Annotated in this window: 17 protein-coding genes; 11 read left to right on the top strand and 6 right to left on the bottom strand. The window is 61.4% G+C overall.

Annotated elements, in window-relative coordinates:
- The first annotated feature begins 63 nt into the window (after positions 1-63).
- Positions 64-198: an aa3-type cytochrome c oxidase subunit IV gene (locus tag VWZ87_RS17135; RefSeq protein WP_340544239.1), complete on the top strand. Its 135-nt coding sequence runs from the start codon at positions 64-66 to the stop codon at positions 196-198.
- Between the two features lie 8 nt (positions 199-206).
- Positions 207-875: a hypothetical protein gene (locus VWZ87_RS17140; RefSeq protein WP_416536420.1), complete on the top strand. Its 669-nt coding sequence runs from the start codon at positions 207-209 to the stop codon at positions 873-875.
- Between the two features lie 79 nt (positions 876-954).
- Here VWZ87_RS17140 and VWZ87_RS17145 read toward each other — a convergent pair whose 3' ends face one another.
- Together VWZ87_RS17145 and VWZ87_RS17150 are read right to left on the bottom strand one after the other, a co-directional pair.
- The gene (locus tag VWZ87_RS17145) at positions 955-1,290 is read right to left on the bottom strand and encodes an AzlD domain-containing protein (protein WP_340544242.1); all 336 of its coding nucleotides are present in this window, start codon (positions 1,288-1,290) and stop codon (positions 955-957) included.
- Positions 1,287-2,012, bottom strand: coding sequence for an AzlC family ABC transporter permease (locus VWZ87_RS17150; protein WP_416536421.1), 726 nt, complete (start codon positions 2,010-2,012; stop codon positions 1,287-1,289). The genes VWZ87_RS17145 and VWZ87_RS17150 overlap by 4 nt, the downstream gene beginning before the upstream one ends.
- Positions 2,013-2,071: 59 nt before the next feature.
- Between VWZ87_RS17150 and VWZ87_RS17155 the strand changes: the two genes are divergently transcribed.
- Genes VWZ87_RS17155 through glp form a run of 5 tightly spaced genes read left to right on the top strand, consistent with a single transcriptional unit; the run spans position 2,072 to position 6,231 of the window.
- The gene (locus VWZ87_RS17155) at positions 2,072-2,974 is read left to right on the top strand and encodes a formate dehydrogenase accessory sulfurtransferase FdhD (protein ID WP_340544245.1); all 903 of its coding nucleotides are present in this window, start codon (positions 2,072-2,074) and stop codon (positions 2,972-2,974) included.
- A gap of 32 nt (positions 2,975-3,006) precedes the next feature.
- The gene (mobA, locus tag VWZ87_RS17160) at positions 3,007-3,681 is read left to right on the top strand and encodes a molybdenum cofactor guanylyltransferase MobA (RefSeq protein WP_416601204.1); all 675 of its coding nucleotides are present in this window, start codon (positions 3,007-3,009) and stop codon (positions 3,679-3,681) included.
- A complete protein-coding gene (gene mobB / locus VWZ87_RS17165; RefSeq protein WP_340544247.1) occupies positions 3,678-4,169 on the top strand; it encodes a molybdopterin-guanine dinucleotide biosynthesis protein B in 492 nt (163 codons plus the stop codon). Before mobA ends, mobB begins: the two co-directional genes overlap by 4 nt.
- The gene (locus VWZ87_RS17170) at positions 4,166-4,978 is read left to right on the top strand and encodes a molybdopterin guanine dinucleotide synthesis (protein WP_416536423.1); all 813 of its coding nucleotides are present in this window, start codon (positions 4,166-4,168) and stop codon (positions 4,976-4,978) included. The genes mobB and VWZ87_RS17170 overlap by 4 nt, the downstream gene beginning before the upstream one ends.
- The gene (gene glp / locus VWZ87_RS17175) at positions 4,975-6,231 is read left to right on the top strand and encodes a gephyrin-like molybdotransferase Glp (RefSeq protein ID WP_416536424.1); all 1,257 of its coding nucleotides are present in this window, start codon (positions 4,975-4,977) and stop codon (positions 6,229-6,231) included. The genes VWZ87_RS17170 and glp overlap by 4 nt, the downstream gene beginning before the upstream one ends.
- 21 nt (positions 6,232-6,252) lie before the next feature.
- Here the strand turns inward: glp and VWZ87_RS17180 are convergent, their stop codons facing one another.
- The 4 genes from VWZ87_RS17180 to VWZ87_RS17195 all read right to left on the bottom strand — a co-directional run bounded on the left by VWZ87_RS17180 (position 6,253) and on the right by VWZ87_RS17195 (position 8,786).
- The gene (locus VWZ87_RS17180) at positions 6,253-7,275 is read right to left on the bottom strand and encodes a hypothetical protein (protein WP_416536425.1); all 1,023 of its coding nucleotides are present in this window, start codon (positions 7,273-7,275) and stop codon (positions 6,253-6,255) included.
- Positions 7,276-7,386: 111 nt separating this feature from the next.
- Positions 7,387-7,857 carry a transcription elongation factor GreA gene (greA, locus tag VWZ87_RS17185; RefSeq protein ID WP_340544253.1) on the bottom strand — a complete coding sequence of 157 codons (471 nt, stop codon included), beginning with the start codon at positions 7,855-7,857 and terminating at the stop codon, positions 7,387-7,389.
- Between the two features lie 316 nt (positions 7,858-8,173).
- Entirely contained in the window at positions 8,174-8,413 is a 240-nt protein-coding gene (locus VWZ87_RS17190) for a hypothetical protein (protein ID WP_416536426.1), read from the bottom strand.
- Positions 8,403-8,786, bottom strand: a complete 384-nt coding sequence (locus VWZ87_RS17195) for a VOC family protein (protein ID WP_340544255.1) — start codon at positions 8,784-8,786, stop codon at positions 8,403-8,405. Before VWZ87_RS17195 ends, VWZ87_RS17190 begins: the two co-directional genes overlap by 11 nt.
- Positions 8,787-8,931: 145 nt before the next feature.
- On the opposite strand from VWZ87_RS17195, the gene soxR reads away from it, so the two are divergent.
- The 4 genes from soxR to VWZ87_RS17215 all read left to right on the top strand — a co-directional run bounded on the left by soxR (position 8,932) and on the right by VWZ87_RS17215 (position 13,935).
- Positions 8,932-9,426 carry a redox-sensitive transcriptional activator SoxR gene (gene soxR / locus VWZ87_RS17200; protein ID WP_416536427.1) on the top strand — a complete coding sequence of 165 codons (495 nt, stop codon included), beginning with the start codon at positions 8,932-8,934 and terminating at the stop codon, positions 9,424-9,426.
- A gap of 158 nt (positions 9,427-9,584) precedes the next feature.
- Positions 9,585-11,231 (top strand): 4Fe-4S dicluster domain-containing protein, encoded by a 1,647-nt coding sequence (locus tag VWZ87_RS17205; protein ID WP_416536428.1) that lies wholly within the window; start codon positions 9,585-9,587, stop codon positions 11,229-11,231.
- Between the two features lie 129 nt (positions 11,232-11,360).
- Positions 11,361-13,109, top strand: coding sequence for a tetratricopeptide repeat protein (locus VWZ87_RS17210; protein ID WP_416536429.1), 1,749 nt, complete (start codon positions 11,361-11,363; stop codon positions 13,107-13,109).
- Positions 13,099-13,935, top strand: a complete 837-nt coding sequence (locus VWZ87_RS17215; RefSeq protein WP_416536430.1) for a 4-(cytidine 5'-diphospho)-2-C-methyl-D-erythritol kinase — start codon at positions 13,099-13,101, stop codon at positions 13,933-13,935. Before VWZ87_RS17210 ends, VWZ87_RS17215 begins: the two co-directional genes overlap by 11 nt.
- Positions 13,936-13,951 lie beyond the last annotated feature (16 nt).

A 13,951-nucleotide genomic window follows, 5' to 3' on the forward strand; every position in this document is an offset into this window, starting at 1 on the left:
GTGGTGACAGGGTCTGTGAAATCCAGTATTCAGCGGAAAACAGACGCGAATAGGAATGGACACATGGCTGACCATAAGCACGGTTCGATGGATATCACCGTTCAGGAAAAGACCTACAACGGCTTCATCAAGTTCACGACACGGTTCTGCATCGCAGCGCTGCTCTTTGCAGTGTTCCTCGCGATTTTTGCAACCTGATCACCCTCGTGAATGGTTCTGATCTGAGCGGGCGTTGTGGCGCCCGGCACCTTGCGAGCGGGCTAAGGCTTGCGCTTGTGTGCGCCGGTGTGGCGCTGCTCTCGGCCTGTGCCGCCCAGCAGCAGCCCAACGCGGATGACGCCACGCTGGAACGGGTTGCCTATCGGCATAATGGTCCGCCTGCGCTGACGCTTTATACGATGATCAACAATCGTACCGGGCAGGGCGCGCATACCTCGCTGATGATCAATGCCTCGGAACGGGTGATCTTTGACCCTGCCGGGTCATTCTATGCCGATGTGGTGCCGGAGCGGGATGATGTGCTCTTTGGCATCACGCCGGGGGTGGAGAAAGCCTATCGCGGATCACATGCGCGCAGCACCCATCATGTGGTGGTGCAGCGGATCGAAGTGACGCCCGAGCAGGCGCAGCGCGCCTATCAGCTGGTACGGGCAAACGGTCGGGTTCCGGGCGCGTTCTGTGCCAATGCCACGGCCTCGATCCTGAAGCAGGTACCTGGGTTTGAGACGCTGGATGTGACTTTCTACCCTGGAAATCTCTCGGAACAGTTTGGCGCCTTGCCGGGGGTGACGACCGAACGCTACCGTGAAAACGACAGCGCAGACTTGCAAGAGGGGCTGGCAAAGAACAATGCGGCGTTGAACGCAGGCGGGTGATGCTGCCACGTTCAGGCACAGCTATAGATGGGAAAAGCCGCAGCATCGTCTGCGGCTTTTGTCTGTTTGTCGGGATGGATCAGCCTGCCAACAGAAAGAGCAGCAGGAAGCCAACAGCGCCGCTGCCCATGGCGATCAGGACATTGCGTGTCCAGTACCCGAGCGCGAAGACCGCCGCGGCGACGGCGAGATGGGGCAGGCTGGGGGTGCCACCGGTCGGCGTCGGCCAGACCACCAGCGGCGCCACCAGCGCAGGAATGATCGCCACCGCAGTATAGCGCAGATGGCGCATCAGCCAAACGGGCATGGTCCTGCCGCCCATCAGCCCGATAAAGGCAAAGCGCAGGGCGAAGCTGCCAATGGCAAGGCCGATGATGATCGTCCATAGCAACGTCGGATCGGGGGGCTGGGTCATGACGGATCCTTTGCAATGCTGCGGCGCTCCAGCCAGAGCTCGGCCTGGGCGCCAGCCATCATGCCGATAAGACCGGCAACAATCAGGCCAAGATTGTAGGGCAGCGCGGTGGCCGGCAGCGCGGTGGCGACAGCGGCGAAACAGGCAATGACATGGGCCGGTGTGCGCAGCATTGGGCCGATCATGGCCAGGAACGCCAGCGGCAGGACAAAGTCGAGGCCCCAGCTGGCCGGGATCTGGGTGCCGACCAACGCCCCGATATAAGTTGCGAGCATCCAGCCCGGTGCCACGCAGCCATTTGTGCCGAAGAAATAGGCCATGCGCTGTGATAGGGTCATCTGCGGATGGGTTTCGAACTGGACGATCGAGAGCGCATAGGATTGGTCGACAGTGAGATAGGCCGCACAGGCGCGTTGCCACAACGGAGCGCCGCCGAGGTACGGCGTCAGCGATGCCGAATACATCGCCACCCGCAGGTTTACTGCAAGCGCTGAAATCAGGATGATCAGAACAGGCGTGTTCTCTTGCATCAGTTGCAGCGCTGTAAACTGGGCCGAACCGGCAAAGACCGACAGGGAGAAGACCATGGCCTCAGGGACAATCAGTCCCGCTTCGGCAGCAAGAACGCCAAACAGCAGCCCAAATGGTCCGGACACCAGAAGGAAAGGCGCGCCATCGCGAAACCCCTTCCAAAAGGCCGATTTCGTGGTGGTGATTGCCATGATCAGGTCCTAGGTTATTGCTGAAACGGCATAGGCCTGCTGGCGGAGGTTTGCAATTGATGATGGTTGAGAACAGCTCCGACCTGGCGTCGATACTGGCTGAATATGTGATTGCACCTGCGCCGAACGATGCACGGCTGACACGGGTGGTTCAGGGGTTTGATCACACGGGGACCGCGACGGAGATCTCTGTCGTGGAGGAACGACCGCTGACGATTTACCTCAACCGTCAGGAAATCGTCACCGCCATGACCATTGGCGATTACCCCGAATATCTGGCGCTGGGGTTTCTGCGCAATCAGGGGATGTTGAATCCCGGTGATGAGGTCACCGCCATCGATTACGATGAAGAGCTGGATACCGTGGTCGTAAGGACAGCAGTTGAGACCTCATACGAAGACAAGCTGCAAAAGAAGACCCGCACATCAGGCTGTGCGGTGGGCACTGTGTTTGGTGACATGATGGAGGGGCTGGAAGGGGTGAGCTTGCCGCAGACAGCGGTGCGCAGCTCCTGGCTTTATGCGTTGGCGCATAAGATCAACCGCACCCCCTCGCTCTATCTTGAGGCTGGCGCCATTCATGGCACGGTTCTGTGCCAAGAAGATCGCCCATTGGTCTATATGGAGGACGTGGGGCGGCACAATGCGGTGGACAAGATCGCCGGCTGGATCCAGAGCACCGGCGCGGAGGTCTCCGACAAAATCCTCTATACCACCGGGCGGCTCACCTCGGAGATGGTGATCAAAACCGCGATGATGGGGATTCCGGTGCTGGTGTCTAGATCCGGCTTTACCGCATGGGGGGTGGAGATCGCACAGGAGCTGGGTCTCACTTTGATCGGGCGGATGCGGGGGCAGCGGTTTATCTGCCTGTCGGGAGAGGATCGGCTGATCCGGGATGTGGATCCGGCAAAGGTGCCGGTTGAGGCAAAAGCGCATCGGCGCAAGAGTGCGGACCACTAGGCGCAGACCGCCCGCGATATGGTCAGCAGACGATGTGGCATCAGGCGCAGAGAGGAGATGTCGTGAGACAAAGCAAACCATTGGGCATCATCCTTGCTGGCGGGTTGGCCACAAGGATGGGTGGCGGTGACAAGGGACGCTTGCGGATTGGGGGACGCAGTCTGATTTCCCATGTGATCGACCGTCTGTCGCCGCAGGTCGAGCGTATCGCGCTGAATGCCAATGGTGATCCTGCGCGCTTTGCCGATCTTGCGTTGCCGGTGATCGCCGACAGTATTGACGGCTTCGCAGGTCCTCTGGCGGGCGTGCTTGCCGGGTTGGACTGGGCGGCAGCGCAGGGAGCCGAGAGCATTGTCACGGTGGCTGCCGACACGCCGTTCTTCCCAAAGGATCTGGTTCTGCGGCTAAAGGAGAGCGCCGCCGGGCAGCAACATCCGCTGGTGCTGGCGACAACGCCAAAGTCCGGCGAGGAGCATCTGAAATCCGGTGGCGGCGGCCGGGTGAACCGGCATCCGACCTTTGGTCTTTGGCCTGTTGCCCTGCGCGATGACCTGCGCGCGGCGCTGGAGGGCGGCCTGCGCAAGGTGGTTTTGTGGACAGACCGTCACGGCGGCCAGGAGGCCCTGTTTGAGGCGGATCCGTTTGATCCGTTTTTCAACGTCAATACGCCTGAGGACCTGGCCCGGGCAGAGGCCTTGCTGCGATGAAAATATATGGCGTCACCGGCTGGAAGAACTGTGGCAAGACCGGGCTGATGGAGCGGTTGGTGGCTGAGTTCTGCAGACGTGGTCTTACCGTGTCGACCTTGAAACATGCCCATCACAGCACTGATGTGGATCAACCCGGTACTGACAGCCATCGCCACCGGATGGCGGGTGCCGCCGAGGTGATCCTTGCCTCGCCCAATCGGGTGGCGATCATGCAGGAACTGCGTGGCATGGCCGAACCCAGCTTTACCGAGCTGCTGGCCCGTCTGCGGCCTGTGGATCTGGTGCTGGTCGAGGGGTTCAAACGCGAGGTGCATCCGAAGATTGAGGCCTATCGCACAGCGGCGGGCCAGCCGCTCATCGCGCCTGAGGACCGGTCGATTCGTGCCGTTGCCAGTGACATTCCGCTGCATCTGGACAGGCCGGTTTTCGATCTGGACGACACGGTGGCGATTGCCGATTTCATCGCCGGGGAGATTTCCCTTTGAGCGGATGGCAGAGCTTTGCCATGGTGGATTGGTCTGGTGGCAACGACCGCGGGCCAAGCCCTTGCAAGGATGCCATCTGGGCCAGCGTCAGCCGCGATAGATCAGCGGATGAACCAGTATATCTGCGCAATCGGCAGCTGGCGGAGCTGTGGCTCACCGAGCTGGTCGAGGCAGAACTGACCGCCGGGCGTCGCCTGATGCTTGGGTTTGATTTCCCCTTTGGCTATCCGGCGGGGTTTTGCGATGCAATCACGGGTTCGGATGATCCTCTTGGCCTGTGGGACTGGTTTGAGACACATATTGAGGATGCGCCAAAGTCTAACAACCGCTTTGATCTGGCGGGGGCGATCAATCGCCGCTTTGGTGGGCAAGGGCCATTCTGGGCCAACGGGCTAGCCCGCGACATCGACGGTTTGCCGCGTCGCAAGGACCGCTATCGCAACCCGTTCCCGGACCGCCGCGCGGTTGAGCATCGGGCCAAGGGCAGCTTTACCTGCTGGCAGATGGCCGGGGCAGGTGCCGTGGGCAGCCAGGTGATGATGGGCCTGCCGGTTCTGTCACGCCTGCGAAAGCGTTTTGCCGGGCAGGTCGCTGTCTGGCCGTTTGAATCCCTGGACACGCCGGTGGCTCTGGTGGAGATCTGGCCGACCCTTCTGGCAGGCCCCGCGCCGGATCACTGGATCAAGGATGCCTGGCAGGTGCATAAGGTGTCCCTAGAATTGTCGGGCCTGCACATGGCAGAGTTGGACCAGTTATTGACCGTCACAGCGCCCGAAGAGGGCTGGATCCTGGGAGTGGACCAGATATGAGCCTTGCCCCGCCACCCCTGCGTAATGATTGCTTTGCTCTTCCAGCAGGCGTCGATTGGACACCGGTGGATGACGCGCTGGATCACTTACGGCGAAATCTCACGGCAGTGACGGCGGCAGAGGTTCTGCCATTGGGGCAGGCTTTGGGGCGGGTTCTGGCTGAGGATGTTTTTGCCGCGCGCAGCAACCCGCCACAGGCGAACACGGCCGTGGATGGCTACGGGTTTGCGGGTCCCGCCGGAGAGGGGCCGCAGGTGATGCAGCTGAGCGAGGGGCGTGCGGCGGCGGGGCTGGCCCATGAAGGCGCGGTTGCTCCGGGCCAGGCCATCCGCATTCTGACAGGGGCGGCGTTGCCTAGGGGGGTTGATACCGTCATTCTTGAAGAGGACGTAACCTGCGATGGTGCGCAGATTGCTTTTCACGGACCACTTAAATTGGGCGCCAATACTCGCCGGGCTGGCGAAGATGCCGCCGTCGGCGATCGGATCCTGACCAAGGGTCGGGTGGTGACCCCTGCGGATCTGGCGCTGGCCTCTGCCACGGGATTGTCTGAGCTACCGGTGCGGCAACTGCTGCGGGTGGGTGTGCTGTCGACGGGAGATGAACTGATCGAGCCGGGTGAGACGGCTGCGGCAGGGCAGATTTACGATGCCAATCGCCCGATGCTGCTCGCGCTGCTGGCAAAGATGGGGTTCGACGCTGTGGATCTGGGCAAAGCTGCCGACGATCGCGCCGCTCTGCGACGTCGCCTAGACGCTGCGGCTGAGGCGGTGGATGTGATCCTGACAAGTGGCGGTGCCTCTGCCGGGGATGAGGATCATATGTCGGCGCTGCTGCGCGAAAGCGGGGCCATGCAGCAATGGCGGATTGCCCTGAAACCGGGCCGACCGCTGGCGCTGGGGATTTGGCAGGGAACGCCGGTGTTCGGTCTGCCGGGCAATCCGGTGGCCGCGATGGTCTGCACGTTGATCTTTGCCCGCCCTGCGATGGGGCTGATGGCGGGGGCAAGCTGGGCTGAGCCGCAGGGGTTTGATTTGCCAGCCGCCTTTGAGAAACGCAAAAAGCCGGGACGGCGAGAATATTTGCGCGCCCGTGTACGCAACGGTCAGGTCGAGGTCTTCAAATCAGAAGGGTCGGGCCGTGTCAGTTCGCTGAGTTGGGCCGAAGGTCTGGTGGAACTGGCGGATGGCGCTGCGGTGATTCAGCCGGGGGATCCCGTCCGTTTTATTCCCTACGCCAGCTTTGGCATGTAACCGGAGCGCGGGCGGAAACCGTCAGTCAAAGGTGCCAGCGACCCGCCCCAGCAGCATGAAGGCGCGGGCGGTGCGGGTTTCGCCAAGCGATGATATCTCGGCGTCGCTGGCCTCTTGTTCAAATTCCGCCAGCATCTGGTCAAAGCGGCGCAGGAAATGATGTGCGGCATCGCGAAAGATCGGATCCTGTTTCATCCGCGCATTTGTCAGGGCAAGTGAGCTGCGATCCCTCACGCCGCCCAATGCGGCAACGGCGCGACCGCGTGTGCCCTGGGCGAACTGTCGCCAGATCTCTGGTCGGGCCATATCGGGGCGCAGGTCATCCATGTAGATGCCATCCTGGCTGAGCAGGGTGAGCACATCCTGCGCGGCCTGAATGATCTGGGCGGCTTTGCGGTCCCGCAAGGCAAGGCGCAGGGCGGCAAAGCCTTCCTCGTCTTCGGCGGTTTCAGGAAAATTCAGGGCCCGGATCAATTGCGGAGCAGGCAGCGGCGCTGCAAAATCCTCGGCGGGCGTGCCAAGCGCCAGCAGTCCCTGATCGGTCGCGTCGCCGTCCGTCGCCGCGGTGGTGGATATGCCCGGCATGGGTCGATCACGGCGGCTGGTGTGAAATGTCGCGAGGGCGGTTTCCGTCTTGCGGGTCGCGGCGGCAATCTCGTCCAACTTGCGTGTGACGGAGGGTTCGGAGACCGAAGCCGCCTGCTGCGCATGGGCGATATAGGCGTTGCGCATTCCGTCGATGGCAGCGTGCAGGCGCTGCGATTCATCCCGCATCACCTGGGCGGATCGCAGGGCGATAGCACCGACCCAGATCAGGAGGACAGGCAGGACCACAGCGACGATCCGCAGCAGGATATCCGACCATCCCGCCGCAGGCGTCGCGTCAGGCGTACCACCCAGCACGAAAACTGCGACAACCACGAGCAGCCACAACGCGCTCAACGCAAGCGCCGCAGCCTCGATCAGGCCAAAGACAGGTCGTTCCGGCGGCGCGTCGAGGGCGCTGGTGGGCGGCTTTGCAGCGGTGGAACTGGTGCGGGTCATACTGTTGCTCGAAACAGAGGGTGGCGAGAGAGATTGGCATATGCCGCATGGCGCGGCGGCGAGATGGACATGGCGGGGCGCCGGTGACTGGCGCCGAGCCGGTAATGCGTATCAGGAAAAGACGATCTTGAGGATTTCGTAGGCGCGGTCGCCGCCTGGGGTGCGGACCTCGACGCTGTCGCCTTCTTCCTTGCCAATCAGAGCGCGGGCGATCGGGGATTTGATGTTCAGAAGGCCCGCTTCGATATTGGCCTCATGCTCGCCGACGATCTGCCAGGTCTTTTCCTCATCGGTGTCTTCGTCGACGACGGTGACCTTGGCGCCGAATTTGATCGCGCCGGACAGTTTGGCCGGGTTGATCACATCGGCGAGCGACAGGATGCCTTCCAGCTCCTTGATGCGGCCTTCGATGAAGGACTGTTTTTCGCGCGCGGAATGATATTCGGCGTTTTCCGAAAGATCGCCGAGTTCGCGGGCTTCGGCAATGGCCTTGATGATGGCCGGGCGTTCGACCGACTTCAGGGTCTTCAATTCAGCTTCTAGGGCGGCGTGACCCGCGGGGGTCATCGGGATCTTTTCCATGTCTGTGTCCAGATATCGTGTCAGGTTTTGCCACCGGCCGTGGCGGTTCGCGTCTATAGGAAAACCGGTTTGTCCCACTGCCAGACTGACAGCGGGACAAACCGGTTATGTCTCATTTACCTGACCCAATCCTGCCGCCGAATGCAAGAGGGCGGCAGGGGCTGTCCACAGCGATTTCATGCCAACAGGCGGAAAACTCCGCTTTTTTACGCCTGTCCGCTTTGCGCCTGTCCGGGGCGCGGTGTGGCGGCAAACGCGTCATGGACAGGCGGGACGACGGGCGGGCGCCTCGCAGTCCTGCCGTTACGGAGTAAGGTCAGCGAACCTGCGCCGTGGTGGACGTCTTGCCGGTGATGCTGTGACGGGGCACCCGCGGGCGCGGATCCAGTTGCCGCAGCAGCTTTAGCAGACGGCTGTACCCGAGCAGGGTTTCTTCCCGCCCGAAGCGTGGCTGTATCACAGGTTGCCGCTTCGAGCGTTCGGCGTCAGGCGTGATGAGGCGCGGAGGCAGGACCGCGCGCGGGCGGCTGGCGTGCCAGAGCAGATCAAGCATCATATTCCACCACCTCGAATTCGATATTGTCGCGGTCGCGGAAGTAGAACCTGCGACCCGGCTCGTAGTCGTGATGCTCACCTGGGGTGAAGCCTGCATCCCGTACACGGGTCTCGACCGTGCTCAGATCATCAACGACGACGGCAATGTGATTGAGCCCTCCGGTGATGCCGTAGCTGATCGGGGCTTTGGCCAGCGGTTCCGGGGGGCAGTAGAGCGCAAGATAACTGTCAGAACCACCGATATGCAGGCTGTAGCCGCCGTTGATAGCCTCACCCTGCCAGCGAATGCGCCAGCCGAACACATCCTGCATCCAGGCGGCGGTGGCTTCAGGGGAAGAAACGGTGATGTTTGCATGTTCAAGACGTACAGTCATATCAGGCTCCGATGCTTGTCAGTTTGGATCGATTACCTGTAGGCTAATTTCTCAACCTAACTTTAGATCAAGGTTTTTCTTTACCTTGAAGGTGAAGCTGCAAACCTATTATTTTTCAGTTGCTTATCGGAATGATGGAGGGGTTATGGCAAAGTCAGCTGGCGTGTCGATCGGATATCTTGCGGAGCGAACCGGGCTCGCCGTGTCTGCTATCCGCTATTATGAGTCGCAGGGTCTGGTTGAGCCCTGGCGGAATGCGGGAGGACAACGGCGGTTCCACCGGGCGGACCTGCGGCGGCTGAGTTTTGTGATGATCGCGCAGAAGTTTGGGTTTTCCCTGCCTGAGATCCAGGGGTTTCTGAAGAGCCTGCCGGGTGGGCGCACCCCGACCAAGGCTGACTGGACGCGGCTTTCATCGCAGTTCCGCGAGCACCTGAACGCCCGAATCGAAACGCTGGAGCGGCTTCGTGACAATCTGGATGGCTGCATCGGCTGTGGCTGCCTGTCGCTGCCCAATTGCAAGTTGTACAATCCGGATGATGCTGCCGCTTCCAAGGGGCAGGGGCCGCGCTATCTAATGGGGGACCGGCCAGCGGATCTGGCCAAAGACGGGAACAGCGCGCCAAATGACGATATTTGACGCACCATTTGTCGCAATTGAGGGTTCTAGATCATCGTAACGTAGAGTTTGGATTGACCAGAGCCTCTGGCACCCGCTAAGCAACCGCGAAAGAAAATTGCGCCAAGGACGCACAGCCTACACGGGCTGGTCCTGAGCCATAGCCTAAGGAGCCTTCGATGGCCGAGATTGAACGCGAAGCAATGGAATACGACGTTGTGATCGTTGGGGCAGGCCCGGCTGGTCTGTCTGCGGCGATCCGTTTGAAACAGCTGGACAGCGACCTGCAGGTCGTGGTGCTGGAAAAAGGCTCTGAAGTGGGTGCGCATATCCTGTCCGGCGCGGTGCTGGACCCCTGCGGGTTGGATGCACTGATCCCCGACTGGAAAGAAAAAGGCGCGCCACTGAACGTTCCGGTCAAGGACGACAATTTCTACATGCTGGGTGAGGCGGGTCAGATCCGCATCCCGAACTTCCCGATGCCGCCGCTGATGAACAACCATGGCAACTACATCGTCTCGATGGGCAATGTCTGCCGCTGGATGGCTGAGCAGGCAGAAGAGCTGGGCGTCGAGATCTTCCCGGGTATGGCCTGTTCCGAATTGGTCTATGGTGACAATGGCGAAGTCAAAGGCGTGGTTGCCGGTGTCTTTGGTCTGGAATCCGACGGTACCTATGGTCCGAACACCGAGCCGGGGATGGAACTGCACGGCAAATATGTCTTCCTCTCCGAAGGTGTGCGCGGCTCGCTTTCCAAAGAAGTGATTGCCAAATACGGCCTGTCTGACGGCAAGGAGCCGCAGAAATACGGCGTTGGCATGAAAGAGATCTGGGAAATTGATCCTGCCAAGCACAAAGAGGGCTCTGTCACCCACACCATGGGCTGGCCGCTGGGGTCCAACGCGGGTGGCGGTTCCTTTATCTATCACCTCGACAACAATCAGGTTTACGTCGGTTTCGTGGTTCACCTGAACTACAAGAACCCGCATCTGTACCCCTACATGGAATTCCAGCGCTTCAAGCACCATCCGATGGTGGCTGAGCTGCTGAAAGGCGGTAAGCGCGTGGCTTATGGCGCCCGTGCGATCACCGAAGGTGGCTATCAGTCGATGCCGAAGCTGGTCGCCCCCGGCGTGGCGCTCTTGGGTTGCTCGGCTGGCATGGTCAACGTGCCGCGCATCAAGGGCAACCACAACGCCATGCTGTCGGGCAAGGCAGCCGCCGAAGCCGCCTATGACGCGATCAAGGCTGAGCGTTCGGGCGACGAACTTGCCGACTATGAGGTCAGTGTCCGCGACGGCGCGATCGGTGCCGACCTGAAGAAAGTGCGCAACGTCAAACCGATGTGGTCGAAGTGGGGCCTCACCGCCTCGCTGATGCTGGGTGGTCTGGATATGTGGACCAATACGTTGGGCTTTTCGCTGTTTGGCACTTTGGGTCACGGTAAAAATGACGCAGAGGCAACCGAGGAAGCCTCCAAGCACAAACCCATCGACTATCCCAAACCCGATGGTGTGCTTTCGTTTGACCGCCTGACCAACGTTGCCTTTGCGGCGACCAACCACGAAGAGAGCCAGCCCTGCCACCTGCGTCTGGGCAATCTGGACACGCCGATCAGCGTCAACCTGCCAAAGTTCGCGGAGCCTGCGCAGCGCTATTGCCCGGCGGGTGTCTATGAGGTGGTGGAGAAGGACGGCAAGCCGGAGTTCGTGATCAACTTCCAGAACTGCGTCCACTGCAAGACCTGCGACATCAAGGATCCGAGCCAGAATATCACCTGGACCACGCCGCAGGGCGGTGACGGGCCGAACTACCCGAATATGTGATCGGTTTCGGCAGGTATTTGCCGGAATAATTGGGGCAGCCTGCGGGCTGCCCCATTGCGTGTTAAGGGGCGGCGTTCTACGCTTTGTGGCGAGGCAGTATTTGACCAGTCACCAACGAGGAGGCCCCCCGTGCCCGTCCCATTCTTTCGCAGCCTGACAAGCGCAGCGGCTCTTGCCGTGGCGACCACCCTGCCGATACTGGTACAGGCCGATGCGGTGCGTGCAGATGGGCTGGCGGGTGCGTATCTGGCGGCACGGGCTGCTACCCTAGATAGTGATTTCCGCGCCTCCGCGGATTATTACAACCGCGCGCTGGTGCGCGACCCGAAGAACCCGCTGCTCATGGAGCATGTCGTGTTTTCCCGGCTTGCGCTGGGTGATATCAAAGGGGCCGCGCCGGTCGCGGCCCGCCTGTCGGAGATGGGCGCGCGCAGTCAGGTCGCCAATATCGTTACCACTGCCAACCTGGTCCTGACCGAGGACTATCAGACCATCATCGAACGCGTGACCTCTCAGCAAGAGGGGCAGTATGAGATCAATGCCCTGGTGGATGGCTTGCTGTTGGGCTGGGCACATCTGGGCGCCGGTTCAGTGTCCGATGCGCTGACACAGTTTGACGTCTTGGGTGAAAAAGAGGGGCTTGGCCTTTTCGCGCGCTATCACCGGGCGCTGGCGCTGGCCTCTGTCGGGGATTACGAGGGGGCGGAGGCCCTGTTTGCTGCCGAGGAGGGCCAGCTGACCAATACCTCGCGTCGGGCGGTGATCGCGCGGCTTGAGATCCTGTCGCAGCTGGGGCGCAATGAACAGGCGCTCGATGTGCTGTCCGACGCCTTCAATGGGCAGCTGGATCCGGGGCTTGCAGCGCTGTCCGCACGGCTGAAGGACGGCGAAACCCTTCCCTATACGCTGGCGGCCACGCCGACACAGGGCATTGCCGAAGTGTTCTTCACCATGGGGGCTGCCCTTAATGGTGAAATGGCCGATGACTATGTGCTGATGTATGCCCGTGTCGCAGCTGCCTTGCGCGAAGATCACGTGGACGCATTGTTGCTGGCTGCGGAGCTCTTTGACCAGCTGGGCCGCTACGCCCTGTCGATCGAGCTTTACAAGCAGGTGCCGCGCGAGCATCCGGACTACCACGCCGCAGAACTGGGACGCGCCGAAGCATTGCGTCGCGCCGCCAAACCTGATGCGGCCGCCGAGGTCCTGCAGCAGCTGGCGCGTGATTTCCCGAAAGAGGCACCGGTCCACACCAATCTGGGTGATCTGTTGCGGCAGCAGGAGGACTACAGCGGCGCCGTCGCTGCCTATGACACCGCGCTGGGGCTGATGGATGAAAGCGTGGAGGGACGTTGGTTCCTGCTGTATGCCCGTGGCATCTGCCACGAGCGGCTGAAAAATTGGGAGCAGGCAGAGGCGGATTTCCGCGCCGCACTCGAAATTCGCCCTGATCAGCCGCAGGTTCTGAATTATCTCGGCTATTCTCTGGTGGAGAAGCAGATCAAACTGGACGAGGCGCTGTCGATGATCGAACGCGCTGTCGCCGCGCGCCCTGACGCGGGCTATATCGTCGACAGCCTCGGCTGGGTACTCTATCGGCTGGGTCGCTATGAAGAGGCGGTTGGCCATATGGAAACCGCGGTTGAATTGATGCCGGTCGACCCTGTGGTCAACGACCACCTCGGGGATGTTTACTGGGCTGTCGGGCGGGCGCGGGAAGCTGAGTTCCAGTGGAAGCGCGCGCTGTCGTTCATCGACCCCGAAGATACCGACAGTGAAGCCGACCCTGAGCGCATTCGCCGCAAGCTGGAAAGCGGGCTTGATGCCGTTCTTGCCGAAGAGGGTGCGGCGCCGTTGAACGTGGCACATGACGGTTGAGGGATTTGGCCCGGCCAAGATCAATCTGACCCTGCATGTGATCGGCCAGCGCACAGATGGCTATCATCTGCTGGATTCGCTTGTGGTCTTTGCTGACATCGGGGACCGGATCACGGCTGTATCTGCCGACGCCCTGAGCCTGCGGGTGGGGGGCGCCATGGCAAAGGGCGTACCGACCGACAGCTCCAACTTGATGATGAAAGCGGCTGAGCTGTTACAGGTCGAGCGGGGGGCGGAGCTGAGGTTGGACAAGCAGCTGCCACCGGCCTCTGGCATCGGGGGCGGGTCCTCCGATGCGGCGGCGACGTTGCGGGTCCTGTGCGAGCTGTGGCAGGTACCTCTTCCCGGAGTTGCAGAGGTTCTCCCCCTGGGAGCGGATCTGCCGGTTTGCATGGAGCCGGGCGCCCAGCGGATGCGTGGTATCGGTGAGCAGCTGGAGCGGCTGCCAGCCTTGCCTGACTGCGCGATTGTTCTGGCAAATCCGGGGGTGTCAGTCGCCACGCCCGCGATTTTTCGCGCGATGAAGAAACGTGACAACCCACCGATGCCCGACAGGCTACCCGTTTGGCAGAGCGCAGAGGAGCTGGCGGCCTGGCTTTCGGGTCAGCGCAACGATCTGCAGGGGCCGGCAATCATGCTCGAGCCTCTGATCGGAGCGGTTCTCGACGCGCTGTCGGGTTTGGCCCCGCTGTTTCACGCGATGTCGGGGTCAGGTGCGACCTGCTACGCGTTATTTGCCGACGAGGCGACGGCAGAGGCGGCGGCTGCCACCTTGCAGGCGGCACATCCTGACTGGTGGGTGCGCGCAGGCCGGTTGCTGGCATGACCGGCGCACAGCCAAA

This window comes from Phaeobacter sp. JH20_37 (assembly GCF_048056015.1).
Taxonomy (GTDB): domain Bacteria; phylum Pseudomonadota; class Alphaproteobacteria; order Rhodobacterales; family Rhodobacteraceae; genus Phaeobacter; species Phaeobacter bryozoorum.

Bases quoted from the DNA above. Each gene is read 5' to 3' on its own strand.
- VWZ87_RS17135 (WP_340544239.1), top strand. From the start codon at position 64: ATGGCTGACCATAAGCACGGTTCGATGGATATCACCGTTCAGGAAAAG.
- VWZ87_RS17145 (WP_340544242.1), bottom strand. From the start codon at position 1,290: ATGACCCAGCCCCCCGATCCGACGTTGCTATGGACGATCATCATCGGC.
- VWZ87_RS17150 (WP_416536421.1), bottom strand. From the start codon at position 2,012: ATGGCAATCACCACCACGAAATCGGCCTTTTGGAAGGGGTTTCGCGAT.
- VWZ87_RS17155 (WP_340544245.1), top strand. From the start codon at position 2,072: ATGATGGTTGAGAACAGCTCCGACCTGGCGTCGATACTGGCTGAATAT.
- mobA (WP_416601204.1), top strand. From the start codon at position 3,007: ATGTGGCATCAGGCGCAGAGAGGAGATGTCGTGAGACAAAGCAAACCA.
- mobB (WP_340544247.1), top strand. From the start codon at position 3,678: ATGAAAATATATGGCGTCACCGGCTGGAAGAACTGTGGCAAGACCGGG.
- glp (WP_416536424.1), top strand. From the start codon at position 4,975: ATGAGCCTTGCCCCGCCACCCCTGCGTAATGATTGCTTTGCTCTTCCA.
- VWZ87_RS17180 (WP_416536425.1), bottom strand. From the start codon at position 7,275: ATGACCCGCACCAGTTCCACCGCTGCAAAGCCGCCCACCAGCGCCCTC.
- greA (WP_340544253.1), bottom strand. From the start codon at position 7,857: ATGGAAAAGATCCCGATGACCCCCGCGGGTCACGCCGCCCTAGAAGCT.
- VWZ87_RS17190 (WP_416536426.1), bottom strand. From the start codon at position 8,413: ATGATGCTTGATCTGCTCTGGCACGCCAGCCGCCCGCGCGCGGTCCTG.
- VWZ87_RS17195 (WP_340544255.1), bottom strand. From the start codon at position 8,786: ATGACTGTACGTCTTGAACATGCAAACATCACCGTTTCTTCCCCTGAA.
- soxR (WP_416536427.1), top strand. From the start codon at position 8,932: ATGGCAAAGTCAGCTGGCGTGTCGATCGGATATCTTGCGGAGCGAACC.
- VWZ87_RS17205 (WP_416536428.1), top strand. From the start codon at position 9,585: ATGGCCGAGATTGAACGCGAAGCAATGGAATACGACGTTGTGATCGTT.
- VWZ87_RS17215 (WP_416536430.1), top strand. From the start codon at position 13,099: ATGACGGTTGAGGGATTTGGCCCGGCCAAGATCAATCTGACCCTGCAT.